This is a genomic window from Luteolibacter rhizosphaerae, from assembly GCF_025950095.1.
GTDB classification, from domain to species: domain Bacteria; phylum Verrucomicrobiota; class Verrucomicrobiia; order Verrucomicrobiales; family Akkermansiaceae; genus Haloferula; species Haloferula rhizosphaerae.
On sequence record NZ_JAPDDR010000001.1, the window covers coordinates 62,701 to 87,711 of the forward strand.

The window sequence follows — 25,011 nt, forward strand, 5'->3', positions numbered from 1 at the left end:
TGGAGAAGATCAGCGCTGGACCGTGCCCTCCGGCGAGCACATGGCGAGCCACACGGCGAGGGCGACGCGGTCCTTCGTGGTGAGCTGAGAGCTTGAGATGGCGGCGAGGATGATGCCGCGGGTGCGGGTGGTCATGGAACCCGCGCAAACGAGTAGATTCACGTGATCGACCAAGGTGGCGGGGTTGTCCGCGAGCAGGAGGGAATCGCCGTAGTCGAGCGTGTAGTTCCACTCCCAAGCCGAGGTGAAGCCCTGGTGGAGGTATTTCCACATCAGGTTCGGAAAGGACACGGAAGAGTAGGTATCGATGATCTGGAAGCCGGGGCTGACCATGCCGCCATTGCGGATCTCACCGGGGGCTTGGTAGACCGGGGTGTAGAAGTTGAAGACGCTCGGTGAATTGAGCGGCTCCTGCTTGGCGAAGCCGTAGAAGTTCTCCTGCCAGTTCCACCACACGAAGTCGGGGTGGGCTTCGGCGAGCTTGAAGAGGCGGCCGAGGTGCATGGTGCGGACGACCGGTTCGCGGACCTTCCCGGAGCCGGGGGCAAGCGGTTGCGAGCGCGCCTCCGGGTCGAGCAGGATGGCCTTCACCACCGCGGCGAGATTGCCGCGGGTGCCGCTGCCATCGTTCACGAAGACATCCTGCACGCGCTTGATGTAGGCGGGCGAGGGATTGTCGGTGACGAGGAACTGGATGAGCTGGCGACTAACGAAGACGGGGGTGTTCGGATGGCGGAAGATGGCGTCCACCGCGTCGCGGACGTCTTGCATGCCATTGGCTTCGTTCTCTTCGCGGGCGGGCACGACGAAGCCACCGGGCAAGGTTTTCGTGCCGAAGTCATGGCGATCGGCATGCATGACCATCGGCTGGGTCAGATGGGTATCGTCCCAACCGCCGCCGCCCCAACCATAAGGGGAGACGAAGTAGAGGCCGGTGAAGACGCGGGCGAGCTCGGTGATGTCGCCGTTGTCGTAAGTCGGGATCGGTTCGCCGTGGCTGTCGAGCTTGCGGCTGCCATCGGGGTTGAGTTCCCAGAGGCCGATGCTGAAGAGCTGCATCAGCTCGCGGGCGAAGTTCTCGTCGGGATAGCGCGGGATGGAGGGGTCGGGCTTCTGGTTGCCCGCGTGGCTGAGGTACCAGCCCATGGCGGGATGGAGGGCGACGTCGAAGAGCAGGTCGCCGTAGTTGCCCAGCGCGTTCCGGGAAAGCATGTCGTAGTAGTTCGCCATGCCCTCGGGCTTTTCCTCCAAGTTCGCATCGCGGCGCGAGACGACGAGGATCTGGGAGAGGGCGAAGGCAACACGCTGACGGAGTTGGTCCGGCTTTCCCACGGCATTGCGCGCGAAGGGAGTGGTGACGTTGTTGCCGAAGAGGAAGTTATCGAGCGTGTTGAGATTGTAGGTGGGATCGACCTGCGGGCCCGCGGCGTCCGCTTTGATCTGCTTGATGTAAGGCGTGAGGGTGGAGACCGGCAGCGCGATCTGCTGATCGATCCACGCGGAGAAACCGAGCGAGCGGACCTGCGCGATGTCTTCCGCCGTGGGGCCGAAGGTGGACTGCATCAGGAAGCGGGCGGCATTCGTCGCGGACGGCGTAGCGGCGGTGCTGGTGCCCGGCGTGCCACCGGCGGACGCGGAGCCCTGCATGCGCTCTAGCAGCGCGACTGCATCACCGGAGAGCGGCTGGCCATTGGCACGGGTGATCGTCTGGCCGCCGGAGGTGGCGGATGTGGGCGAAGTGCCGGTGACATTCACCTCGGTCCAGTCTTCGACGCCATCGCCATCGCTATCGAGAGGATTGATGGTGGCGCGGTGATAACCCTTACCCACTGCGAGCAGGTTGGCAGGAATCACGAGGTGACGCTTGCCGCCCGAGATGGTGGGGGCGGGGAGACCGGCAAGAGCCTGCCATGAGGCGAGCGTTTCGCTCTTCTGCACCGCATGGGCCTTTAAGGGAAGATCGGTCCAGGAGAGATGCAGGTCGTCGCCGCTGAATGCCGAGCTGAGGTCGAAGCGTGAAGATGAATCATCCGGATCGGTGCCAGCCTGGCTCTCTTCCAGGTTGGTCATGCCGTCACCATCGTCATCGGCGCCCGGTGCGCGGGGAATGCCGCCGCTCCAGAGAACCCAAGCATCGGAGAGGCCGTCTCCATCGAGGTCGGAGATGCTGGCGGTGAGGTCGTAGCCCGCGGGTTTGCTGGAGGCTGCCAAAGGATTGGAGCCGTGGGTGAGCTCCACCCCGTCGCTGGCTCCGTCATTGTCGCTGTCGCTGTCCCGAGGATCGGTGCCCGCCAAGAACTCGCGCAGATTGCTCAAGCCATCGGAATCGGCGTCAAGGGTGGCGTCGCTGGCGCTGGCGGGATTGAAGCTGTGCTGGTTCTCCCAGGCATCGGGCATGCCGTCGCTATCCGCATCCGGAGTGCCGACGGCATTCGGAGTGATGAAGGCCTGCACGCCGGGCTCGATCAGCACATCGAAGGCGCCGGGGGTGCCGCTGGCGTTGGTCCAATTCGTGTTCCCGCTCATCAGCGAGGCGTCGGCGGCGACGGCATTCGGCCAGGTCTTCGAAGCAAGCGGGACCGGATTGCCGGGATCGGTGAGATCCGCGAGAACGAAGTTCAGGGTCCAGGAGTTGCTGCCGTTCGCAGCGCGGACCGCGGTGAATTCCATCCGCAGGGGCTTGGAGTCATCCGCCTCGCCGAAGCCGCTGAAACCATAGCTTTTGGTCCGGTCGGTAGTGCCATTCCAATCGCTGTCCCAGAAGCCGGTGGCGGGCTGGCCGGACAGATGGAAGACGCCCTCGATGCAGCGGAAGCGGTGGACGAGCTTGCCGTTTACATAGCGCAGGCCGATGCCGACCTGCTTGCTCCAGCCGCCCGCGTTGATCTGGGCGACGGCTTCGCAAAGCATCGCTTCATCCTCAGCGATGGCCCCGAGCATCGATTGGGAGTGGTTCCAGAGCAGCCGGACGTTATCGATGCGCCAGCGCCAAGTGTTCGTCGCTGCATTCCACTGCGGTACGCTGGGCGGGAAATTCGTGGCCGACATCGGGTTCGAGCCGTAGAGACGCTCAACGGCATCGGAATAGCCGTCGTTGTCGCTATCGGCATCATTCGGCAGGGAGGGGAAAGGATCTCCGGTCACTTCGCTGCCATCGGTCAGGGTGTCGCCATCGCTGTCCGGATTCAGCGGGGAGGTGCCGTGCGCGGCTTCCTGACCGTCTTTCAAGCCGTCTTTGTCCGTATCCGGATCATGCGGGTCGGTGCCCGCGGCGATCTCCGCACTGTTGGAGAGACCGTCGTTGTCGGCATCGGCACTCGCGTCCTGAACCAAGGGATTGAAGCCGAACTCAACCTCGGTCGAATCCTTCATCCCGTCGGCGTCGCTATCGATCACCATGTCGATGATCTGGAAGCCATGGATGCAGACCGGCGTATTCACCTGGGGCGATTGCACGGACACGCTCTGGGTGGCTCCGCTGAGATTGCGGAAGCGCACATAGTTGGCGGGCTTGTAGTCGCCTGCGGTCGTGCTGGTCGCCTCGGTGAACTTGAGGAAAGGCGGCGCGGAAGCCGCACCGAAGTAGCGGCGGCTCGCTTGCTCGGTGCCGCGCTGCACGTAGCCGATCCGGCGGTGCTGCTGTTCGTCCGCGGGATTGTCCGGATAGATCGCCCCGATGTAGACGATGAGGTCGTAGCTGGCGTAGGGGATGCCCGTGAGATTCACCGCGGCGGGTGTGATCACGCTGCCGTTGTTCTCGCTGCGGATCATCCCGGAGAAGAGCTTCTCGTCATCGGGGCCCTTGTGCAGACCGTTCTGGGCATAGTGGTAGGTCCACGCGGCGCCGATGCTGGTGGTCTGGCCGCGGTTGTTCTTCAGCGCGGTCATGCTGCCGCTGAGTGTGGTGCCGGAAGTGCGCCACGCGGGCAGGCCCGGGGTGACGTTCCACCAAGGCAGGCGGAAGTAACCTGCGGGCTCGTGGCTGGGCAGCGCGGCGGAGGCGAGGCCTTCCGAGATGAATTGCAGTCCGACCGCGTTCGGAAAGTTGAAGGGCCGTGATGCATCATCGACCGGGTCAGTCCCGTGCTCGATCTCGAGGTTGTCCGCGTGACCGTCCGCATCGCTGTCCTTCGCGAGGGGATCGATGCCGTGCGCGAGTTCCTCTCCATCGGACAGGCCGTCGCCATCGGTATCCCGTAGGAGCGAATTGGTCAGCGTCTCCGCGCCGTCCGGGATGCCGTCGTTGTCGCTATCCGGATCGGTCGGGTTGGTGCCGGCGTGGAACTCCTGGAGGTTGCTCAGGCCGTCCCCGTCGGTATCCGGTGCTGAATCGTTCGCGGCGGGATTCAGTCCGAAGTCCTCCTCGAACCACAGCGGGATGCCGTCGCCATCCGCATCGGAAAGCGCATCGGCGTCCGCCTCGAACTTAAGGTAGTCGAACTGGATATAGCCACCGGTGCCTCCACCCGTGCGCTCGATCTGAAGGATGTTATTCCCCGCGAAGGCATTCACCGCGGAAGCAGCCACCGTGAAGACCAGCGTGGTGTTCCAAGTAAGGTTATTCCCGCCGCCGACCGGCTTGCCGTTCACGGTGATGGCGACGTTGTGATTGGAGAAGCCGGGAACCGATTGGCCGGTCCAAGCACCGCCGCCGAAGAGGTCCACAGTGATCTTCAGGCGGCTGGCGGAAGATGCCTGGGCTGCGGTGAGCGCGAAGTGGACACGCTTGCGCGGATCGCCCTGCGAGATGGTGCGCTCGAAATTCGCGATCGGCTCGGTGGGGAAGTGGTAGTCGTCGTCCTTCACCGTCGCCGAACCGGGCGGGTTGTTCGGGCCGTTGACCTCCACGGTGAAGGGCGCCGTGGCATTGTCATCGGTACCGAGTTGCCAGACGGTATCAAACGACGCGCCAAGGCCACGGCTCACCAAGGAGACGAGGACCGGCAGCAGGAACAGGCGACGAACCGGGTGAGCGATCAACGGCGCGTGATCCTTCACATCCGGGCTTTTTTTGCAATTCAAGGATTCCGTAACTTCAAATGAGGCGATTTTGTTAAATTTGCGGAGTGCGCCGAGACCGGCTCATACCAGCCTTGAGGAGAAGGAGCCGAGCATCTCGGAATGTCCATCGGCACAACGGATCAGGTGAAGTTCGTCGCCTTCGATCCACCAGATGGCGCGTTGGTCGAACTGCCGACCGAGGTCCAATGCGTCCGATTTTGAGATCGCTGCCGCCCAGCCTTCTTCCCGGTGGACGAGATCCGGCGAGCAACCCGTGGCCCGGAAATGGATGACGCCTGAATTCTCCAAGCAGCTTTTGAGATCCTCATCGGCGGCCTGATTTTCCTCTGCGGAAGTCCGGCGGTCCATCGGGTTCCACGCTGTGATGATAGCGAAAGACGCTGGCAGGGGAGAAGGCGAGTCTACGAGGAGGAAGACGGTGCTGCTGTATTCGGGAGGGAAGGGCATGGGGAAATGAATTGCCGATACGGGTGAAAAGCAAAAGAGCCAGCCCCGCTTTCGCAGGGCTGGCTCTGGAGATTGCTCGTCCAAAGTTTATCCCTGCGCCGCGGTGCCTGGCTTCTTCACCGTCTGGATGCGGAGGTCGCGAAGCTGCTTCGGGTCCACCTCGGCGGGGGACTGGCTCATCAGGTCGCTGCCCTTGTTGTTCTTCGGGAAGGCCATGACCTCGCGGATCGATTGCTCGTTGCAGATGAGCATCACCACGCGGTCCAGACCCAGTGCGAGGCCGCCGTGCGGCGGTGCGCCGAAGCGGAAGGCATCCAGGATGTGCCCGAATTCCTCCGCGGCGGTTTCATCGGAGATGCCGAGCGCCTTGAACATGGCTGCCTGCAGCGGGGCCTCATGAATCCGGATCGAGCCACCGCCCAGCTCATAGCCGTTCAGCACCACGTCGTAGGCCTGCGCCCGCAGCTCGGTGGAGAGCTCGCCGTTCATCAGCTTCTCCTCGTCTTCCTTGAGAGGGCGGGTGAAAGGATGGTGTACCGCGACGAAGCGGCCGGTCTCCTCGTCCTTCGCCAGCAGCGGGAATTCGGTTACCCAAAGGAAGTTCAGTTCCTCGTTTCCTTCGAGCAGGTTCTGGTAACCGGCACAGGCGAGGCGCACCCGGCCCAGGATATCGCAGGAGTGTTCCCATTCCCCGGCGGCGAAGAGGATGAGGTCGCCGGTCTCGACGTTCAGCTTCGCCTTCATGGCTTCCAGCTCTTCCGGCTGGAGGAACTTGGTGATCGGCGAGCGCCAGGTGTCCACGGTTTCGCCGCGGACCTGGATGTAGGCGAGGCCCTTCGCACCGGCCTGCACCGCGATCTGTGTGAGCGCCTCCACTTGACCGGTGGTGATGCCGGAGAAGCCCTTCGCGTTGATCGCCTTCACCACGCCGCCCGATTGCAGCGCGCCGGAGAAGACTTTGAAGGTTGAGTTCGCGAACACATCGCCGAGGTCGGTGATATGCATCCCGAAGCGGCGGTCCGGCTTGTCCGAGCCGTAGGTGTTCATCGCCTCACGGTAGGTCAGGCGGTCGAAGCTCGCGGGGATCTCGGCGCCGCGCGCTTCCTTGAAGATCCGGCCCATCAGGCCCTCCACCAGTTTGATGATGTCCTCTTGCCCGACGAAGGATGCCTCGATGTCGATCTGAGTGAACTCCGGCTGACGGTCGGCGCGCAGGTCCTCGTCGCGGAAGCACTTGGCGATCTGGAAATACTTCTCCATCCCGCCCACCATCAGCAGCTGCTTATACTGCTGGGGCGCCTGTGGCAGCGCGTAGAAAGAGCCCGGCTGGAGGCGAGACGGGACCAGGAAGTCGCGCGCGCCTTCGGGCGTGGACTTGGAAAGGATCGGCGTTTCGATCTCGCAGAAGCCCTGTTCGTCCAGGAAGTCGCGGGTCGTCTTGGTCACGCGGTGGCGCGTGCGCAGGTTCTGGGACAGCCGCGGGCGGCGGATGTCCAGATAGCGGTATCGCATGCGCAGGTCCTCGTTCGACAGCTCCTTATCGAGCTGGAAGGGCAGCACGTCGGCCTTGTTCACCACCACGAGCTCGGAAGCAACGATCTCGATCTCGCCGGTGCCGAGCTTCTCGTTGGCGGTGCCTTCGAGGCGCTTTGCGACCTTGCCGATGACTTGGACAACGTCCTCGCCGCGCAGCTTGTGGCTGGCAGCGGCGGCTTCCGGGCTCTCTTCCGGGCGGAAGACGCACTGGGTCAGGCCCTCGCGGTCGCGCAGGTCCACGAAGATCACGCCGCCCTGGTCACGGACGGTATTCACCCAGCCGATCAAGGTGACGGTTTCACCGATGTGGGCGGAGCGGAGTTCGTTGCAGTGGTGCGTGCGCATGGGCTTGGGGCCGGGATTAGTGGATGAATGAAGTTTTAACCGCAGATGAACAAGATGAACGCAGATGGAGAAGAAGGGATAAGAAACTTGGTCGGGGGCATCGGCTGTTTATCTGCGTGAATCCCGTTCATCTGCGGTTGAAGATCTAGTGAAGGTCGAGTGGCTCTTCGCTGGCTGAGAGTGATGTGGTGAGCGCGACCCGGCGGAACTCGAGTTTTGCCCGCTTGAAGTTGAGGATCAGGCCCACCTGAAGACCGGTGGCCTTGAGATAATTGAGCATTCTTCCTACTTCGTGGTTGGTGATACGATCGATGGTTTTCGCATCGATGATTACTTTCTCGAAGGCGATGAGGTCGGGAATATATTCACCGACCCGTTCGTTGCGGTAAAGCAGCGGAAAAGAAGGCTGCTGGGAGTGGGCGATGCCCCAATGACGGAATTCCACGACCAAGGCATTCTCATACGGCTTCTCGTGGAAGCCGTGCCCCATGTCATTCAGGACTGCGAAGGCGCAACCGATGATCGTCTCGGTTTCCTTGGCATATGGTCCATCTGCGTTCATCCGGTTTGTCTGCGGTTGATTGCCTTTACGCGAGCAGCGGACCATCAGGTTCCTTGAGACGGTCGCTGAGCCATTCGGCGAGGCCGAGGACATGGCAGCTCTCTTCCAAGCGGGAAGAGAGGACCTTCAGCTTGAGCTCCGGGAGTTCGCTGCCGATGACGAGGGCGAAGCGGGCACCGCATTTCTCGGCATTCTGGAACTGCTTGTTCACCTTGGGAGCGGTGAAGGGCAGGTCGCAGGAGATGCCGGCATTGCGGAGTTCGCTCAGGATCTCCAGGGCCTCGGGACGCTTGGTGTCGTCGGCCAAGACCAGATAGACATCGCAAGCGGCCGCGTTGCGTTGGATCCAAGCTTGCATCAGCAGGTTGGTCTTGCCGGTTTCCTCGATGAGATTGCGGATCACGTAGTCGCCCATCGCGAAGCCGGTGGCTGGCATGTCGACGCCGCCATCGGAGATCGTTTCGACCAAGGTGTCGTAGCGGCCGCCGCCGGCCACCGCGCGCATCGATTTCTTGGAGTCGAAGACTTCGAAGACCACGCCGGTGTAGTACGCCAGACCTCGTACAATCGAGAGATCGAGCGAGAGGTAGGCACCGAGGCCACGCGAGCCGAGCTCGGAGCGGAGCGTCTCGAAGGCCGCGGAGGCGTTCTCGGGATTCGCGATGAAGGTCGTGACGTCCGCGGTAGTGAGTCCCAGCGCGGCGAGCTTTTGCTCCACCACCTCCGGTTTCTCACGCTCCAGCTTGTCGATGATCTGCAGGAAATCCGGGATCGATTCCTCCGCCACCCTGCGCTGTGCGGCGAAGTCGAGCCATGCCTGGCGGTCGGACACACGCACGATGAAGTCGCCCGCCTCGAAACCGAAGGCGAGCATGGTGTCGATCGCCAGCGCGATCAGCTCGGCATCGGCCTGCGGGCCGGGCTCGCCGAGAATGTCCACGTTGAACTGGAAGAACTCGCGGCCGCGGCCTTTCTGCGGCTTCTCGTAGCGGAAGCACTGGCCGATCTCGAACCACTTCAGCGGCTTCGGGAAATCCCGCTGGTGCTGCGCGACGAGGCGTGCGAGCGAGGCGGTGACCTCCGGGCGCAGGGTGACGTCGCGGCCACCCTGGTCCTCGAAGCGGAAGAGCTGAGAGTTGAGCTCGCCACCGGCCTTCTTCATGTAGAGCGCGGTGTCTTCCAGCAGCGGCGTTTCGTATTCCACGAAGCCGTAGCGGCGGGCGACGGAGCGCCAAGTCTCGAACAAATAGTTTCGTGCCGCGACATCCTTCGGGAGGAAATCGCGGAAACCGGGAAGTGCTTGGAAACGAGGCCCTGCCATGAGCGGGCGGCGAGGATGCACGGAGGGGGCCAAGTAGCAAGTAGCGAGTGGCAAGCAGCGGGGGGAAACAGCCCTTCTGAATAGCGCCATCGGCAGCGAAATGCCTTTTCCCCCTTGCTACCCGCTACCTGCTACCCGCTACTCCTCTTCGTGCTCCGCACCCTCCGCGCCGTCGATTTTCGCTGTTTTTCCGGGCTCTCGCTGGAGATTCCGGCAGCGGGGGCGGTCTTCACGGGGGACAACGCGCAGGGGAAAACCTCGATCCTTGAGGCTGTCTGCGTGTTGGTCCGGCTCCACTCGCCGCGCACGCGGCGGATGCCCGCGCTGACCCGGATCGGGGGCGCGGCGGGATTCGGGATCGCGGGGGAGGCTTGGGACATGGAGCGGCGGGTGCGCTGGCAGGGGGGGCTGGAGCTGGCGGTGGATACGGAGCCGCGGGATGGCCCGGGTGCCTATCTGGCGGATGGCGGGCTGATTGTCTGGATGGGGAATGAAGATCTGGATCTGGTCCGCGGGCCGGCCGAGGGGCGTCGGCGCTATCTGGATTTCATCGGCTCGCAGATCGAGCCGGGCTACCGCACGGCGCTGGCCCGTTACCGCCGGGCCCTGAAGGCGAAGAATCTCCTGCTGAAGGATCCGCGTCCGCGCGAGGAGGAGATCCGGTCCTATGAAGAGGTGATGATCGCGGAAGGAAGCATGCTCGTCCATGCGCGGGCCCGGATCGTGGAATTGCTTACACCCCGCGCTGCGTTCGCGCAGCGGAGTGTGAGCGGGCGCGATGAGATCCTGACGTTGGAGTATCGGGCGGCGGGAGGGATGGATCTGCGTGCCGCGATGGAGCAGGCCCGCGAGCGCGAACGGCGGCAGCGACAGAGTTTCGTCGGACCTCATCGCGATGATCTGCTGCTTTCGATCAACGGGCTCGCGGCAGCCGAGTTCGCGAGCGAGGGGCAGCAGCGAACTTTGGCTTTGGCGCTGAAGCTTGCGCAGGGGGAGGCGCTTGCCGCTGCTCGTGGTAGCCTCCCGGTTTATCTGATCGATGATGTCTTCGGCGAGCTCGATCCCGGTCGGCGCAATGCGGTGCTGCATGCCCTGCCTGCCGCCGCACAAAAGTGGATCACGACCACGCATCTGAGCTGGCTGGATGATTCGCAGGGTTTGGGTGGAATGGCGCGGTTTGTGGTCCGATCCGGGGTTGCCGAGCCTGCTTAACGGGCTGCATTGCGTCCGGCTTCAAGCATGAGCCGCAGCCTGTGGATTTCGGTGCTGCTCCTGGGTCCTTTAATAAGATTGGTCAATTCGTTCGGATCGGTCTTCAGGTCGAAGAAATCCTCGTAATCCCATTCCGGCCAGCGGATGAGCTTCGCTTCCTTCATCACCCATGCCTCGGAGCTGGGGATACGCTCCTTGTTGGTAATGGTCGGATGTTCATAGTAGAAACCTATGCGCCATTCCTGCGAGGCATCGCCGCGGTAGAGCTTGGCGAGATCGCTGCCCTGCATGCTTGAAGGGACCGAAAGGCCTGCCGCGGTAAGAAGGGTTGGCGCGAGGTCCACGTTCAAGGCGAAGCGATCGTCCGTCTTGCCGCGCCGCGCGGCGGGTATGCGGGCATCCTTCACGATCAGCGGCACGCGGATGCTCTCCTTATAGGGATACCACTTGTCGGCAAGGCCGTGCTCGCCGTGGAAGTAACCGTTGTCCGTGGTGAAGATGACCAAGGTATTTTCCCAGATGCCTTGGGCTTTCAGTTCGTCGATGACGCTGCCGCACACCGCATCGACCTCCGTGGCCATGCGGTAGTAGTTTTTCATCATGGTCTGGTATTTCTCCGGCTTATCGAAGCGCCAGCCCCAGCGGACACGACCTTCGTTCTTCGCTTGCTGGAGAAAGGGAGGGAGCTTGCGAAAGGCTGCTTCGTTCGCTGTCGCGGGAATGGGGATCACAGTGTCCGCATAGAGCGATTCGCTCTCCTTTTGAGGTAGATACTGTTGCGGATTCTCGTCTTCCGCGTGGGTGGCGAAGAAGGCGAGGGTGAGGAAGAACGGCTTCTCCTTCGGTCGGTCACGGAGGGACTGGAGGGCATCTTCCTGGTTCTTGCGGGTGACGTGGATCTCCGATCCATCCTCGCGCTTCAGCCAATGCTTGCCGCCGTAGACGCGGCTGAAGTCGAACTCGTCCTTCGGGAGCTGTCCGCTGTGCCACTTGCCGACATGGGCTGTCCAGTAGCCATCCTTGCGGAGGAGTGCGGGCAGCGTTTCCGCCCATGGTGTCTTGAACATGTCGAAGCCGCGGTTGCCGTGTCGGGACATCCACTGGCCGGTGAGGAGCGAGGAACGGCTGACCCCGCAGATCGAGGTGGTCACGCAGGCATGGGTGAAGCGCAGTCCTTCCGTGGCCAAGGCGTCCAGTCGCGGCGTCTTCACCACGGGATTCCCCGCGCAGCCCAAGGTGTCGTGTCGCCAGTCATCCGCATACAGGAGCACGATGTTGGGCCGCTGCCTCTCCTCGCCCGTAGCCAGCCCGACTAGCGAGAGCAGGATAATCCCGAAAAGCTTCATGGCGTCCAATACGCTGCGAATGGAGGAGTTTCATCCGAAGAACCATTCCATCAGACGCCTCCAGCCTTGGATCAGCCAAGTGCCGATGAGGGCGACGAACAGCACTCCCGGCATCAGCAGATCCAGCAGCCCGGGATGAGGCATGCGGCCCTTCATTGGATCACATTAGCCATTCAAGCCCGGAAGTGCAATGCCACCCACACCGCGTCCGCGGAGGTGGACTCCACGCGGTGACGCTTGCCTGCAGGAATGGTGAGGTGGTCGCCGGCTTTCAGTGCGATGACCTCGCCATCCTCGAAGCGCAGTGTCGCCTCGCCTTTGGCCAATAGCACCCACTCGTGACGCTGCTGATCATACCAGAAGCCCTCGGGGCTCGCCGCACCACGCGAGACAATCTCCTCCAGTTCGAAGTCACGGCAGGCTAACAGGGAGTGGAAGGTTTCTTCCCCCGGCTGGCCGCCCGCATCTTCACCGAGCTTTCCCCTGCGGAGTTTCTCCATGGCGATTCCCTTACTCGCCGCGCCGTTCCACCGGCGTCACGGATACGGAGATTTCTTGCCCGTCACGCTTCACCCGCAGGGCCGAGGGCACCCCCGGTTGCAGGAAGTAGAAGGCGTTCACGGCGTCCGCATAGTCGGAGAGGGAGCGCGTACCCACTTCCATCAATACGTCACCCGCTTGGATTCCCGCCTGTGCCGAGGGCGAGCCCTCCTGCACCTTGGTGACTTGGGGCTTGGCGGCTTGGGGAAGGAGCTTCAGTCCGATCCATCCGCGCGAGACGCGACCGTCGTGCTGAACGTCCTCCAAGACGCGCCGCACGACCTCTGCAGGAATGGCGTAGCCGGTTTTGGCCGAGGTGGTCTGGTGCGCCACCGCGACCACCGCTCCGGCCGAATCCAGCAGGGGAGTGCCGGCGGCGGGGGCGGCTTCGGCGTAGTCCACCTTGAGGAGAGAGAGCGGCAGCATTTTGCCGTTGATCTGCTTCACCCAGCCGCTGGTGCGGCCCGTGCTCCCGCCGCGGGCTTTCAGGTCGGCTCCCATCTGGAGGCCGTTTTTTCCCAAGGCAAGCGGCTGGTCCGGGGCTCCGGAGATTCTGAAAATCACCACTCGCGAAACCGGGTCGACAAAAAGTTCGGCGGGCAGCACCCGTCCGTTCGTGCGCAGCTTGCCTCCGTCCGCCTGCACACCCGAGAGGGCGATTGCCACGAAGTGTCGGCCATCACCGATCGGGAAGGCCGCCGACTGCACCTCGCCCGCAGGCCCGGGGAAGGTCGCGGCACAGGAGGACTCCGCTGCATCCGCAGGAGCGGAAATGCAAAAAACCGCGACTAGCGCCGGCAGGCACCGCCAAGAAGAGCAAATCATCCGGAAGTGGGAACTTCAGAACTCCTGCTCGCCCGTGGTGCCCTGCGACGAGGGACGCAAATCAAGCGCGTCCAATTGCTCGATCACAGCAGGCTCCGCCGGTTGCACTTGGTACTTGGCTGGCACGATCGGTGCCTGCTGAACCTGAACCGGATCAGGAGAGAGGAGGAAGAGGGCCATCACCGTCGCGTAAGCAAGACCGGCTCCATAAGCCCATTTCGAAGCTCCAAGACCGGATGCCCACGAGGACAAGCGGTGCCACCAACCCGCCGGACCCGCCTTCAGCGACTCCTCTTCACGCCGACGCTGATGAAAATCCCGGAGGAAATCATCAAGGAACCCATCCTCAGGGCGCTCGTGGCGCTTGAGGGCAAGCAGGGTTCCAATCTCTTCAACAGTCGGCTTCACAGCGATTGATGGTTAATAAATCTAAAATTTCCGCGCGTTGTGCAAGGAGTTTTTTCAAATTCCTCACTCCCAGTAGTCCTGTAGCTTCGACTGCAGTTGCAGATGGGCATAGTGCAGGCGGGATCGCACGGTTCCTTCCGAGGTCTTCAGGATTCGTGCTATCTCCGCATGCGGGATGCCTTGGATGTCGAACATCGTCACTACGGTTCTATGCGCTTCTGACAGGCCGAGCATCGCTTCGTTCAATCTTTTCTGAAGCTCGTGGAGTTTGCTCTGCTTCTCCGGATTGGCCATATGGCTGGAGTCCACCAGCGCCGGGTCCGTCTGCACCGCGGAGTCCATTTCATTCAGGCTCATCCCGCCTGCGCGGCGCTTGCGCTTCTTCAGGAAGTTCAGCGTCATGTTCACCGCGATCTGATAGATCCAGGTGTAGAAGCTGGAGTGCCCGCGGAACTTGGGCAGGGAATGATAGGCCTTCGCGAAGATATCCTGGAGAAGATCGTACGTGTCTTCCTTGTGGGAAGTCATGTTGTAGACGAGGCCGTACAGCTTTTCGCCGTATTTGAGGATCAGGGCGTCGAACGCGCGCGTGTCGCCGGTACGGGCGCGCGCAACGAGATCTTCGTCCGGATCCGGCTGGAGGGGATCATCCGGCATCTTCGGGGGTGGTCGGGGGGAGTAGGGGTGAGCGGCTCCGAGGCTACACGCTTGTGAAAAAGTGTAAAGAAAGGCGTTAGGGCTCAGGGAAATGACCGTGATTCCGAGGGAGGGGGATGAAAGTCGGTGGCCCTTGCGGAAGGATCCGTGATTTCCCTTGCGATTGTCCGGTTCCCTTTCTTGACGCCCCCCGTCGCCCCGGGCATCTCATTCGTCGTGATCCGAGCCTTTCTGTCCGCAGCCTTGATTTCCCTCGCCTGCTTGCCCGCCTCCGCGCAAGTGGCCCTGCCACCGGAAGTCGAACATTCGGCGGTAGCCGCGGTGAAGGAACTCGGCCAGCAGGTGGTGGTCGGAAACCACAAGGTGGCCATCGACCGGATGTACCAGCCGTGGAAGGATCGCCTGGCAGCCCAGGTCCCGGGCGGGATGAAGGCCTTGGAGGAAACCATGGCCGGCGTTGGTCAGCAAATGGCGGCGCAGGGTATCTCGATCCTCTCGTTCCGGGTGGATGGCAAGCCGACCGCCTACGAGGTGGATTCCGGGAAAGAGGAGGTGGTGGAAGACGGCCGGAAGGTTGAGAAGATGATCTTCAAGAAGTGGCTGCTCCTGGTCCCCACCGTCACGGAGATCCGCATCATGCCGCCCGCGAAGCCGGGGGATCCGGCGCCGAAATCTCAAGTCTGGGCCAGCAGCAGCTTCCAGGTGGCGATTTCCGACAAGGGCAAGAATGACTGGACCTTCATCGACGGCAGCAAGCTCCGTGTTTCCGAGTTGCGCCGCCTTTTCTTTAACCTCCCGGAAAACCTCGCCCTCCCGGAGATCAAAGCCGAAGAGAAGAAAGTCAAATGAGCAAGGGCGCGGCGCGAAAGGCAACCATGGGCAAGAAAACGAAACAGCTGCTGGAGGAGGCTGCCCTGTACAAGAAGCTCAAACAGCTCTGGCAGCGGGGCCAAAGCGATCTCTGTGAAGTCCGCGGCTCGAAGATCCACGGGCGTGGTGTCTATGCCACCCAGGACATCGCCGCGGGCACCAAGATCATCGAGTATGTGGGCGAGGTGATCGACAAGGAGGAAAGCGAGCGTCGGGCTTGGGCGCAGCATGCCCATTCGCAGGAAACCGGCGATGCCGCCGTCTACATCTTCACGCTCACCAGCAAGCACGACATCGACGGCAACGTGCCGTGGAATACCGCCCGGCTGATCAACCACTCGTGCGAACCGAACTGTGAGGCCTGGATCGATGGCCGCCGGATCTTCATCCACTCCTTGGGCGAGATCAAGGAAGGCGAGGAGCTGACCTTCGACTACGCCTTCGACGTCGATTGCTACGAGGATCACCCCTGCCTCTGCGGCAAGGCGAGCTGCATCGGCTACATCGTCAGCCGCGAGCAATGGCCGCAATTGAAGGAGATCCTTGCGGCCAAGGCTGCGGGGAAGTGAAGAAGCCGGTTCCTAGTCGAGGGCGAAGCTCGGACGGAGGAACCCTCTGGAAGAGCCCAGCGGGATACTGACGACCAGACGTGTCGGGGTATCTTCGATCACGGTGATCCCGTTGCTGCTCCATTCATCCAGATCGGGCGAATACTGAACGGCGAATGTGACGTCGTCTGCGCCTGCCGCTTTGGGTATTTCCAAGATGAACCGATCCGCCGACATCCTGCCGGCGAAAGAGACCCGGTCGGCACTGTTCTTCGGATCCGTCCCCGTGGCATACTCGGCAATGTTCGGCATGCCGTCGCCATCGAAGTCTTCCTCCGGCGCCGAGAGCGGGTCGGTCCCGGGGAATGTGCTTTGCTGCCAACCGGCATAGCCGGGGGCGGCAGCGGGAATGACGACACCCGATCGCCAGATCGAGCCATTGCCGCCGGAAGTGTAGAAGCGCCCGTTGAAGTAAGTCGCTTCGGTGCGGGATGGCTGCTCCTGAGCAGTTGGGAGGGGGCTCCATGAGGCTCCGTCGAGCGAGACTAGGTTCACCCGGGTGGAGGAACTGCTGCGGAGGTTCCCGCACGCGAAGTGGAAACCTCCGGCGTAGCAGAAGTCGACGACGTTCCACGCTCTGTGCCCGTTGCTTTGGAAGCTGGCTCCCTTGTCCAGCGAGTAGAGGAGTTCGACGGACTCTCCGGTTGCAAGGAACCGGTCATGTGAATGACGGACGAGCCGGATGCTTGTGCCGCCCGACGGAATTCCACTGCTCGTATTGGTCCACATCAAGCCGTCCGGAGACGTCAGTGTCAGTTTTTCGGGCTGGAAACCTCCCGCCACGAACTGGCCGTCGCCATAGTCGATCGACACGAGATACCCGCTTGTTCCCGAGGGGATCTGGGACCAAGTGATCCCGTCCTCTGAAGTGAGCATCGTGCCGGGCTCCCCGCCAACCGCGACATAGCGGCCGGCACCGTAGGAAATCTCCCCGAGCGATTGCCCCGCGAAATACCTGCGGGTCCAGGCTAGTCCGTCGGGTGAAGTATAGATCGTTCCCTTCCATGCTCCGTCGTGATCCGCGCCACAAGCGATGAACTGTGAGCCATCGTGAATGACCCGCCCGAAGGTGACATTCCCCCCGAGATTTCCACCGGTCCAATTCTCTCCATCGCTGGAGACCCGGTAAACTCCTGCCGGGTAGCCGAGCGTCACCAATTTCCCGTTACCCGCGGTGATCGTTTCCAAATGACCTGTGGTGCCCGAGTTCACCTGCGTCCATTCGGTGAGCGGGTCGCTTACGGTTACGGTCATCGATGCCGTGGCGATTCCGCCGCGGCGATCGATCGCATGAAGCCTAACCTGATAGGTTCCCCCGGCGACGAAGCGATGATGGCAATTGGACGACTCTTCCAAAGGAGACCCGTCGTTGAAATCCCACAACAAAGTCAGGTTGTCCCCGTCCGGATCGGAAGCCGTGGCGCGGAAGGTGGCGACCGCGCGTGACTCGCAGGTGGAGGGGCCGGAGATGATGGCGACAGGCGGCCGGTTCTCCAAGTCAAAGCTCGGCGTGAAATGGAACCCGCTTCCACCGGCAATGAATCTACCATCGGCGAAATAGGGATAGTTCTGGGAAGGTGCCGGGCCGGGATACCACGATTCACCGTCGAAGGAGATCAGGTATACCCGATCGCTCGCGCGGCTGCCGGAGGCGATCATGAAGTCCGGCCCTTCGAAGATCGCTTCGATGGTGTAATCTTCCTGTCCGATGATCGACATCTTGTTCCATGTCACACCATCCACGGAACGATAGATGCCCGTGCGGGTACCTGCCGTGTAGAAGGCTCCGTCGATAAACTTCAGGGTATGAATGTAGGAATTAGTAGGAAGGTTCAAGGCGCCGACCTGCTCCGTCCAAGAGATTCCGTCAGGAGAAGTGCAGACCTTGCCAGCGGAAGCGTGGAAGGCCGGGCCCACGAAAACCCACACATCGTTGCCGAAAACCGCATACGAAACCACTTGGCTGCTCTGCAGCGGGGTATTCACCCAAGTTCTTCCATGATCGGTTGATCGCATGGACTGACCGGCGGAGGTAAATGCGATGATTACCCCGGGCCCTGTCGCAAGCGACTGAACCGGCGTGCTCATCGGTGCACCGGAGCGCCAGATCTTTCCGTCCTCCGACACGTAGGGAGTGCATGAGTTGAAACCATTTACCATCGCCACGAACATTTCCCCGTCGTGAACGAGGATGATGGACTGAAATCCCGGAGGGTAACTTTGTGTGGTGGACCAATTGATCCCATCCGCCGAATAGTAGAATCCACTCGTTCCAGCCGCGACATAGCGGCCTTCGTGGTAGTGGATCGAATTGAAATTCTCGGGCGTAGGACGAGAACTCCAATTGGTAAGGGGGTCCGAGATGGTGATGCTCGCTTGTGCCGATGCAGTCCGCCCCTTCATGTCATTTGCGGTCACCTTGACAGTGTAGGTTCCTCCCATGACCCAAGTGTGACTAACCGAGTTCGAGCTCACGGAGGGGCTGCCGTCGCCGAAGCTCCAGCTATACGAAAGCTCATCTCCGTCAGGATCGGTGGCGCTGGCAGAAAAAGTGATCGGGACTCGCGCGGCCCCCGTTGCCGGGGCTGTCAGGTTGACCACGGGCGCTCTATTGTTGGTGAAATTGCCGATCTGAACGTTGATGTCCAGCCAGGCATCGGCGTCTGCGGGCGTGCCTCCGCGGGCTAGGGGTGTGATGTGTACTTGTCCGGCCGGGTCCGAGTAGGTCGAGCCCAAGGGGATGGCCCCATCGGTCTTGCCCATCGGGGTGCCGGGAGTGGCATCAAGAAGCCAAGTCTTGGATGTCCCCGGTTTCTCCCAAGTCAGGAAGGCACCCGACTGCAGCCAAGGATTGCCCGGGACGCCGGGGCGGTAGCCGACCCAGTAGAAATCCGATCCAGTAGCCTTAGCGATCCGCAGTGCCCGCTTCTCACCCGTGGTATCGGGATGATCGAAGCGATGGATCCGGTAAATTCCGGAATGGCCGGCCGACGAAAGGGCGTTGACCTGGGAGCTGCTAATCCAGTTGAGAGCATGCTTGCCCCGCGGTCCGAAGTGATGCGCGCGGTTGGGCCCGCTTCCCATGAGGTCGAATGTGTCTCCATACTCCTCGCTTGTCCCGGTGCCCACCACCGAGCCGTCGGTGGTCTTCCAGAAGCTGGCATGGAGAATGCCGTAGTTATGCCCGAACTCATGGATGAGAGTCGCGGTGCTGGCACTCCCTTGGATCCACTGTTGCGATCCTCCCGTACTTGCCAATCCCGAGTAGGTGACATTGCCGGAGCTCATGCTGATCGACCTGAAATGCACGCCGATGATATCGTAGCCGCTGAGTGAGGTCGCCCCCGCGATCGCTTGGTAAGCAGCTCTAGCATCCGAGTGGAGCTCGGCATTCTTTTCGCCGGTACGGTAGTAGCTGGTGGTTTGGGGAAGGCGGACCGTCATGGCGCTTACGGCGGCGACGATCTTGGTTTTGCCATAGGACATCTCCGCGATGCTGTCGGAGACAGGCCCGTTGAGTGTGGATTGCAGATCCACTTGTGACGAGGGGTCCCCCGGTAGATTCGGGAAATCCACGCGGATGAAGAAGACATTCTTCGGGGTCTCGGTCCAGGAGCTGGCTTCATCCCGGGTCCATTTCGCGGCGGCATCCCAATCGAATCCTCCGTGATCATTCGTGTCGGATGTCCCTTTGGCTAGAATGACCCTCGTTCCTCCATGCGGGCCGGGTGTCAGGTCAAGTTCTCCCAGTCGACGGTTGAACTCGGCCAGCGAGCTGGCATCAGCGAAGTGATAGCGCTTGCCTGCTGCCAGAGCGATAAGATGATCCGGTCCCAAAGAAGCCCCGGTCGCGAAATCCCGATCGGGGTCGGCTTGGCCGGATGGAAGCTCTGCCAAGTGATCGGCATCTTCCTTCGAGAGTGCTTCGAGAGTTTCTTCCTTCAGCACCGCTTTGCCTTCGAGGGTAAAGCCGGCCAAGGGCGTGTTCTCCTTGCTGGTCTGCCTCAGCCGACGACCCGTGACTGTGACCTCGTAGGTCCGGCCCGAGATCTCGAGTGACCTGAGCGGTTCGAGATCGGAGTCGCCGCTGCAGACCGGAAGAACGTGGAGGTGGCCGACCTCGTTGAAGGGCTTTTCAAAGTGGGGCTTCAGCTCCCCGGGCAGCCGGTCGTAGTCGCGATACGAAATGGATTGGGCCAGAGCCTGCTCCGGATCGGTGGTCATGAGCTTGAGCAGCCGCTCCTTGCGGGAGATCGCCAGATCAACCTTCTCCTGCATCTCTTCCGGCCCGGAATTCTCCTCGCGGACTCCTGTCCGATCCTCGCCGGAATCTGACGCTGAATCGGAGCGCTCGACCGTGGACGAATACACCGGCTCCGCGGCTGCCCTGTCGAAGTTAGCTTGTTGTGGCTGAATGAGATAGATTATCAGTCCGATCACGCAGATGATCGGGATGATCAGGGGGGCTCGTCGAATCACGGCGACTGGCTGGCAGATCGAACCGAATTTGTCGACTTATGTCCGGTCGCAGTCCTGAAAATACGCAGTGGGACCTGACTATGGGTTAGGCCTTATCCCGCGTCCAAAACACCAGTTCGTTCTGCTCCTCCCCCGCGGAGTCCACTTGCTTCCATACGAAGCGGGCGGATAGATCCGGTCGCTTGAGGTAGCCACGCTTGGTCCAGAAGACGTCGTTCGGCCGGTAAGCCTCAGGGAACAAGGGATGGCCGACCTCCCGTTTCACCGAGCAGAAGCAGGTTTTCACCAGGCCCAGCTCCCGTGCATGAGCTTCGCGCTCGTCGAAGAAGCGGTGGCCGATTCCTTTTCCGCGCCACGCATGGTCGAGCACGGACTCGCCGCAATAGAACCACTCTGAGGGGGCCAGGTCTGCACCGAGAAAGGGCGCTTGGAAGGATTCGTCTGCCTCGGCGAGAGGAAGGCCGGTCGAGACGCCCCTTACCCGTCCATCGCAGATCGCGATGACGAAAACGCTCCTCGGACACTCCACGTAGTGTCCGAGGTAGTCCCGCTCGGAAGCCACATCCCCATCGTAGAGGTAGGGGAATTCTCGAAAGACCGAGATGCGCAGCCGTGCCGCGTCTTCCAGATAGTCCGCCACCTCCGCTCCCGTGGCCCGCCGGATCTCGATGCTCATGGCGGGATGCTCGGGGAATCCCCTACTCTCATCAAGGCTGTGAAAAATGTGTTACCTAGAGACCGGTCCGACACTCCAGCAGCGGAACCCTCGCCTGTGAATGCCGGCGTCGACTCCCTGATGAATCCTCACTCCATGATTGCTTCTCGCTTCAACCTCGTTCTGCTTGCCCTGCTTACCGCTTCCCGCGCGGAACCGGTCCAGCTCTCCGGTATCTACCCCGAGCTCGCTTTCTTCAACAATGAAGGGGAATGCGGCACCGGTGCGGTGGTGCCATGGGCGGATCGCCTTTGGGTGGTCACCTACGCGCCGCATTCGCCCACGGGATCGAGCGACAAGCTCTACGAGATCACGCCCGGGCTGGAGCAGATCGTCCGTTCGGAAAGCATCGGAGGCACCCCGGCGAACCGCATGATCCACCCGGAGACCAAGCAGCTCTTCATCGGCCCTTATGCCATCGATGCCGATCGTGAAGTACGAGTGATCCCGTACTCCAAGATGTATGGCCGCCCGACCGGAAACGCCCGGCATCTCACCGATCCCGCGGGGAAGATTTACTACGCCACCATGGAGGAGGGGATCTACGAGGTGGATGTGAAGACTCTCGCCATCACCGAACTCTGGCGAGATGAGCAGCTCAAGGACGGCCGCAAGGCGAAGCTCCCGGGCTATCACGGCAAGGGCCTCTACTCCGGCCAAGGCCGCCTCATCTATGCCAACAATGGCGACCACGCGAAGAGCGCCCTGACCGATCCCGCCACTCCTTCCGGGGTGCTTGCCGAGTGGGACGGCAAGTCGGGAGATTGGCAGCTCGTCCGGCGCAACCAATTCACCGAGGTGACCGGCCCCGGCGGCATCACCGGCAATGCTTCCGCGGCGGAGGATCCGGTCTGGTCGATCGGCTGGGATCATCGTTCTCTCATCCTCATGTGCCTGCACGGCGGCCAGTGGCACCTCTACCGCCTGCCGAAGGGTTCCCACTCCTACGATGGCGCCCACGGTTGGAATACCGAGTGGCCGCGCATCCGCGAGATCGGGGAAGGGGACTTCCTCATGACCATGCACGGCACCTTCTGGAAATTCCCGCGGAACTTCACTCCCGCCAACTCGGCAGGCATCGCACCGCGCTCGAATTACCTCAAGGTCATCGGCGATTTCTGCCGTTGGGGAGATCGTCTTGTCTTCGGCTGCGATGACACCGCGAAAATGGAGTTCCTCAACAAGCGGGCCGCGAAGGGCGAGATCGCCGGACCCCAGTCGCAGTCGAATCTCTGGTTCACCGCTCCCGATCGCCTCGACGACCTCGGGCCCGTGATCGGCCGTGGAGCAGTCTGGAGCCGGGACCTCGTCGAGGCAGGTAAGCCCTCCGATCCCTATCTCTTCTCCGGCTACGACCGCAAGGGCCTGCACTTGGCCCGTGCCGCGGTATCCGGACCGGTCACCGTTTCGGTCGAGATCGACGAGAAGGGCGATGGAGTTTGGAAGAAGGTCCGCGAGATCGGGCTCGAGGGTGGCTATTGCTGGACCGATCTCTCCGATCTGAAGGGGGCTTGGGTGCGCCTCGTTTCCAGCGCCCCTATCGATGAGGCCATGGCTGTCTTCCAATTCAGCAATGAAGACCGGCGCGGTGAATCAGCGGACCCGATCTTCGAGGGTCTTGCTCGTTCGGGAGATTCCGACCTGCGTGGGGGCTTGGTCCGGGCCCGCTCCGACAACAAGCGCACGCTTGCTCTGCTTGCAACCAAAGATGGCGATGAAACCGGTGCTTATGAACTGGGTGCGGACCTCAAGCTCCGCCGGAGCGAGGAGGCGGATCTCGCTGCCCATACGCGGAAGCACACGGCGATCCCGCAGGGGGGCCTCGTTCAGGATGCCGCCTCGATCCTCTACACGGATGACAAGGGCAGGCGTTGGAGGTTTCCCGCTCATGGACCCGCGGAAGCCTCCCGCTTGGGTGACGCCCGGATCTGCCGGGAAGTGGCCACCGAGCGCGATCTATTCCACGCCGGAGGCACTTTTTACGAACTTCCCGCGGAGAATGCGGGGGGCTTCGCCAAAGCCCGCGCCATCGCCACCGGGGATTTCCTGGTTCACGACTTCTGCTCTTACCGCGGACTCTTTATCATGACCGGGATTGCGGAGGGTCAGGGGAAGGGGAATCCTCACATCATCCGCTCGGAGGATGGTCTGGCCTCGCTATGGGCTGGAGCGATCGATGATATCTGGAAGATCGGTAAACCGCGGGGTCGGGGCGGTCCGTGGAAAGATTCCGCGGTCAAAGCCGGCCAAGCCTCCGATCCCTACCTCATGACCGGCTTCGATCGCAAGTCACTCGTCCTCACTTCTGCCCGGTTGGTGAACATCACTGCAGAGGTGGATCTCAATGGTGACGGGCATTGGGTGCCCTACCGGACTTTCGAAGTGAATGGCACGGAGACGCATGATTTCCCCGCAGCTTTCCAAGCTTACTGGATCCGCTTCCGATCGGACAAGGACGCCGAGCTCAGCGCGCAGTTGAACTATCGTTAGACTAACTACGTGTTTCCACGCGGGGTGAGAATGGCAACTGCGTAAAGCTCCCCGTTAATTATATCACAACCAATTTCGGACTCGCGACATTCTCTAGATGTCATGAGCGAATTCCGCGCCTGCCATGGAGGGGGTGCGGGATGACAAATCCGGCGGCTCCCGCCCGGGGGCCGGGTCCCCGGACCTGAAAAGGTCCGGGGACTTCCGTTTTCAGGGCCACCGTGCGGTCAGCGGGGCAAATGCTTACCAACCGTCGAAGAAGTTGGACTGAAGGGTGTTCGAGGAGTTTTGCACCGCGGTGTCCAGTGCTCGGAAGAGACCGGCATCGCTATCGTCTTCCACCCGCACTCCGGAGCCGGGATCGATGGTCGCCAGCGGAGCGCGCCAGAGGCGCTTCTGCGTGGCGGTATCAAACATGGAGCCTTGGACCGGTTTCTTGGCGTTCGGCTTGGCCAGCGTCGGGTTGAAACCCTTTATCTCGGGGTGCACGTTCAGCAGGGTCACCTTGTAGCCTTTCGAGTTGAGGCACTTCGCGAATTGGCTTCCCATCGCCTGCGGAGCCTTCATCGCGATCACTGATACCTTTTTGCCGCGCTTGGTTTTGAAGTCGGCATCCACCGGCACGGGGCCTAGGTAACTGGTAAGCATGCCCGCCATGAAAATGGCGGGGAGGGTATTGGATCATCGGGATTCCCGATGATGCTGTTCAGCCCTCGTGGAGGTGCTTTATCGCCTCCCGGATCGCGGGGATCAGCAAGGGGAGGCACTCGCCGATCGCCTTCGGATTGCCCGGCAGATTCACGATCATGCTGCGGCCGCGCGTGCCCGCGGTAGAGCGGGACAGGATGGCGGTCGGGACCTTGGCAAAGCTTTGTACCCGCATGATTTCTCCGAATCCGGGAAGCTCGCGTTCCAGAACCGCCTTGGTCGCCTCCGGCGTCACGTCACGTGGCGATGGACCGGTGCCTCCCGTGGTCAGGATCAGGTCGCAGCGCTCCTCGTCCGCGAGTTGCTTCAGCAGTGCCTCGATCTCCCCACGGTTGTCGGGCATGACGATCCGCAGCCACTCGATCGGCCCTGCTTCCGCCTCCCCGAAGACACGCTCGATTTCCGGTCCGCTGCGGTCTTCATAGACTCCGGCGCTTGCCCGGTCGCTCAGGGTCAGGCGGGCAACCTTCATTCCTTGATCTTGTCAGTCACCCGGATCCCGCCGATCACCATCTGTTTGTCGATGGCCTTGCACATGTCGTAGATGGTCAGGCCTGCGACGGAGACCGCCGTGAGCGCTTCCATCTCGACTCCGGTCTTTGCGGAGGTGCTCGCCGTCGCGCGGATCGCCACGCCCTTGTCGGTCACTTCGAAATCCACGTCCACCGCGTCGAGGGGCAGGCTGTGGCAGAGGGGGATCAATTCGTCGGTGCGCTTCGCCGCCTGAATGGCAGCGATGCGGGCTACGGTCAGCACGTCGCCCTTCGGTAGTGCCTTTTCCCGCAGCGCTGCGACGGTTGCGGGAGCGCATTCCACGAAACCGACCGCGATCGCGCGGCGGCGCTGCACCGGCTTCGCGCCGGTATCGACCATGCGTGCCGTTCCTTCGGCATCCAGATGCGAGAATTCCGCCATGTCAG

Annotated in this window: 20 protein-coding genes; 4 read left to right on the top strand and 16 right to left on the bottom strand. The window is 61.9% G+C overall.

Annotation, left to right across the window (positions count from 1 at the left end; genetic code table 11):
- Positions 1 to 9: 9 nt before the first annotated feature.
- The 5 genes from OJ996_RS00235 to hisS form a co-directional block, all read right to left on the bottom strand.
- Positions 10 to 5,022: a DUF1800 domain-containing protein gene (locus tag OJ996_RS00235; RefSeq protein WP_264509943.1), complete on the bottom strand. Its 5,013-nt coding sequence runs from the start codon at positions 5,020 to 5,022 to the stop codon at positions 10 to 12.
- Between the two features lie 60 nt (positions 5,023 to 5,082).
- Complete coding sequence (locus OJ996_RS00240; protein ID WP_264509945.1) at positions 5,083 to 5,469, bottom strand: DUF3293 domain-containing protein; 387 nt, start codon at positions 5,467 to 5,469, stop codon at positions 5,083 to 5,085.
- Positions 5,470 to 5,556: 87 nt separating this feature from the next.
- Positions 5,557 to 7,350: an aspartate--tRNA ligase gene (gene aspS, locus OJ996_RS00245; RefSeq protein ID WP_264509947.1), complete on the bottom strand. Its 1,794-nt coding sequence runs from the start codon at positions 7,348 to 7,350 to the stop codon at positions 5,557 to 5,559.
- 145 nt (positions 7,351 to 7,495) lie between these two features.
- Positions 7,496 to 7,957 (bottom strand): GxxExxY protein, encoded by a 462-nt coding sequence (locus tag OJ996_RS00250; RefSeq protein ID WP_264509949.1) that lies wholly within the window; start codon positions 7,955 to 7,957, stop codon positions 7,496 to 7,498.
- Positions 7,938 to 9,233 carry a histidine--tRNA ligase gene (gene hisS, locus OJ996_RS00255; RefSeq protein ID WP_264509951.1) on the bottom strand — a complete coding sequence of 432 codons (1,296 nt, stop codon included), beginning with the start codon at positions 9,231 to 9,233 and terminating at the stop codon, positions 7,938 to 7,940. Before hisS ends, OJ996_RS00250 begins: the two co-directional genes overlap by 20 nt.
- Positions 9,234 to 9,383: 150 nt before the next feature.
- Between hisS and recF the strand changes: the two genes are divergently transcribed.
- Positions 9,384 to 10,445, top strand: a complete 1,062-nt coding sequence (gene recF, locus OJ996_RS00260) for a DNA replication/repair protein RecF (RefSeq protein WP_264509953.1) — start codon at positions 9,384 to 9,386, stop codon at positions 10,443 to 10,445.
- Here recF and OJ996_RS00265 read toward each other — a convergent pair.
- From OJ996_RS00265 to OJ996_RS00290, 6 genes are all read right to left on the bottom strand, one after another.
- Positions 10,442 to 11,791 (bottom strand): sulfatase family protein, encoded by a 1,350-nt coding sequence (locus OJ996_RS00265; protein ID WP_264509955.1) that lies wholly within the window; start codon positions 11,789 to 11,791, stop codon positions 10,442 to 10,444. The genes recF and OJ996_RS00265 overlap by 4 nt on opposite strands.
- Positions 11,792 to 11,821: 30 nt before the next feature.
- The gene (locus OJ996_RS00270; RefSeq protein ID WP_264509957.1) at positions 11,822 to 11,947 is read right to left on the bottom strand and encodes a hypothetical protein; all 126 of its coding nucleotides are present in this window, start codon (positions 11,945 to 11,947) and stop codon (positions 11,822 to 11,824) included.
- Positions 11,948 to 11,964: 17 nt separating this feature from the next.
- Positions 11,965 to 12,291 carry a cupin domain-containing protein gene (locus tag OJ996_RS00275; RefSeq protein WP_264509959.1) on the bottom strand — a complete coding sequence of 109 codons (327 nt, stop codon included), beginning with the start codon at positions 12,289 to 12,291 and terminating at the stop codon, positions 11,965 to 11,967.
- A 10-nt stretch (positions 12,292 to 12,301) separates the two neighbouring features.
- A complete protein-coding gene (locus OJ996_RS00280; protein ID WP_264509961.1) occupies positions 12,302 to 13,156 on the bottom strand; it encodes a S1C family serine protease in 855 nt (284 codons plus the stop codon).
- A gap of 15 nt (positions 13,157 to 13,171) precedes the next feature.
- The gene (locus tag OJ996_RS00285; protein ID WP_264509963.1) at positions 13,172 to 13,564 is read right to left on the bottom strand and encodes a hypothetical protein; all 393 of its coding nucleotides are present in this window, start codon (positions 13,562 to 13,564) and stop codon (positions 13,172 to 13,174) included.
- A 63-nt stretch (positions 13,565 to 13,627) separates the two neighbouring features.
- A complete protein-coding gene (locus tag OJ996_RS00290; RefSeq protein WP_264509965.1) occupies positions 13,628 to 14,221 on the bottom strand; it encodes a sigma-70 family RNA polymerase sigma factor in 594 nt (197 codons plus the stop codon).
- 216 nt (positions 14,222 to 14,437) lie between these two features.
- Here OJ996_RS00290 and OJ996_RS00295 point away from each other — a divergent pair, with 216 nt between their 5' ends.
- On the top strand, positions 14,438 to 15,070 hold the full coding sequence (locus OJ996_RS00295) for a hypothetical protein (protein WP_264509967.1): 633 nt from the start codon (positions 14,438 to 14,440) through the stop codon (positions 15,068 to 15,070).
- Between the two features lie 26 nt (positions 15,071 to 15,096).
- Positions 15,097 to 15,660, top strand: coding sequence for an SET domain-containing protein (locus tag OJ996_RS00300; RefSeq protein WP_264509969.1), 564 nt, complete (start codon positions 15,097 to 15,099; stop codon positions 15,658 to 15,660).
- Positions 15,661 to 15,672: 12 nt separating this feature from the next.
- Here OJ996_RS00300 and OJ996_RS00305 read toward each other — a convergent pair whose 3' ends face one another.
- Together OJ996_RS00305 and OJ996_RS00310 are read right to left on the bottom strand one after the other, a co-directional pair.
- Complete coding sequence (locus tag OJ996_RS00305; protein ID WP_264509971.1) at positions 15,673 to 20,178, bottom strand: PKD domain-containing protein; 4,506 nt, start codon at positions 20,176 to 20,178, stop codon at positions 15,673 to 15,675.
- A gap of 85 nt (positions 20,179 to 20,263) precedes the next feature.
- Entirely contained in the window at positions 20,264 to 20,854 is a 591-nt protein-coding gene (locus tag OJ996_RS00310) for a GNAT family protein (RefSeq protein ID WP_264509973.1), read from the bottom strand.
- Between the two features lie 135 nt (positions 20,855 to 20,989).
- Between OJ996_RS00310 and OJ996_RS00315 the strand changes: the two genes are divergently transcribed.
- On the top strand, positions 20,990 to 23,383 hold the full coding sequence (locus OJ996_RS00315; RefSeq protein WP_264509975.1) for a hypothetical protein: 2,394 nt from the start codon (positions 20,990 to 20,992) through the stop codon (positions 23,381 to 23,383).
- Between the two features lie 243 nt (positions 23,384 to 23,626).
- On the opposite strand, the gene OJ996_RS00320 is transcribed toward OJ996_RS00315, so the two are convergent.
- Genes OJ996_RS00320 through moaC form a run of 3 tightly spaced genes read right to left on the bottom strand, consistent with a single transcriptional unit; the run spans position 23,627 to position 25,006 of the window.
- A complete protein-coding gene (locus OJ996_RS00320) occupies positions 23,627 to 24,031 on the bottom strand; it encodes a hypothetical protein (RefSeq protein ID WP_264509977.1) in 405 nt (134 codons plus the stop codon).
- A gap of 58 nt (positions 24,032 to 24,089) precedes the next feature.
- A complete protein-coding gene (gene mog / locus OJ996_RS00325) occupies positions 24,090 to 24,563 on the bottom strand; it encodes a molybdopterin adenylyltransferase (protein WP_264509979.1) in 474 nt (157 codons plus the stop codon).
- A complete protein-coding gene (gene moaC / locus OJ996_RS00330) occupies positions 24,560 to 25,006 on the bottom strand; it encodes a cyclic pyranopterin monophosphate synthase MoaC (RefSeq protein ID WP_264509981.1) in 447 nt (148 codons plus the stop codon). The genes mog and moaC overlap by 4 nt, the downstream gene beginning before the upstream one ends.
- Positions 25,007 to 25,011: the final 5 nt, after the last annotated feature.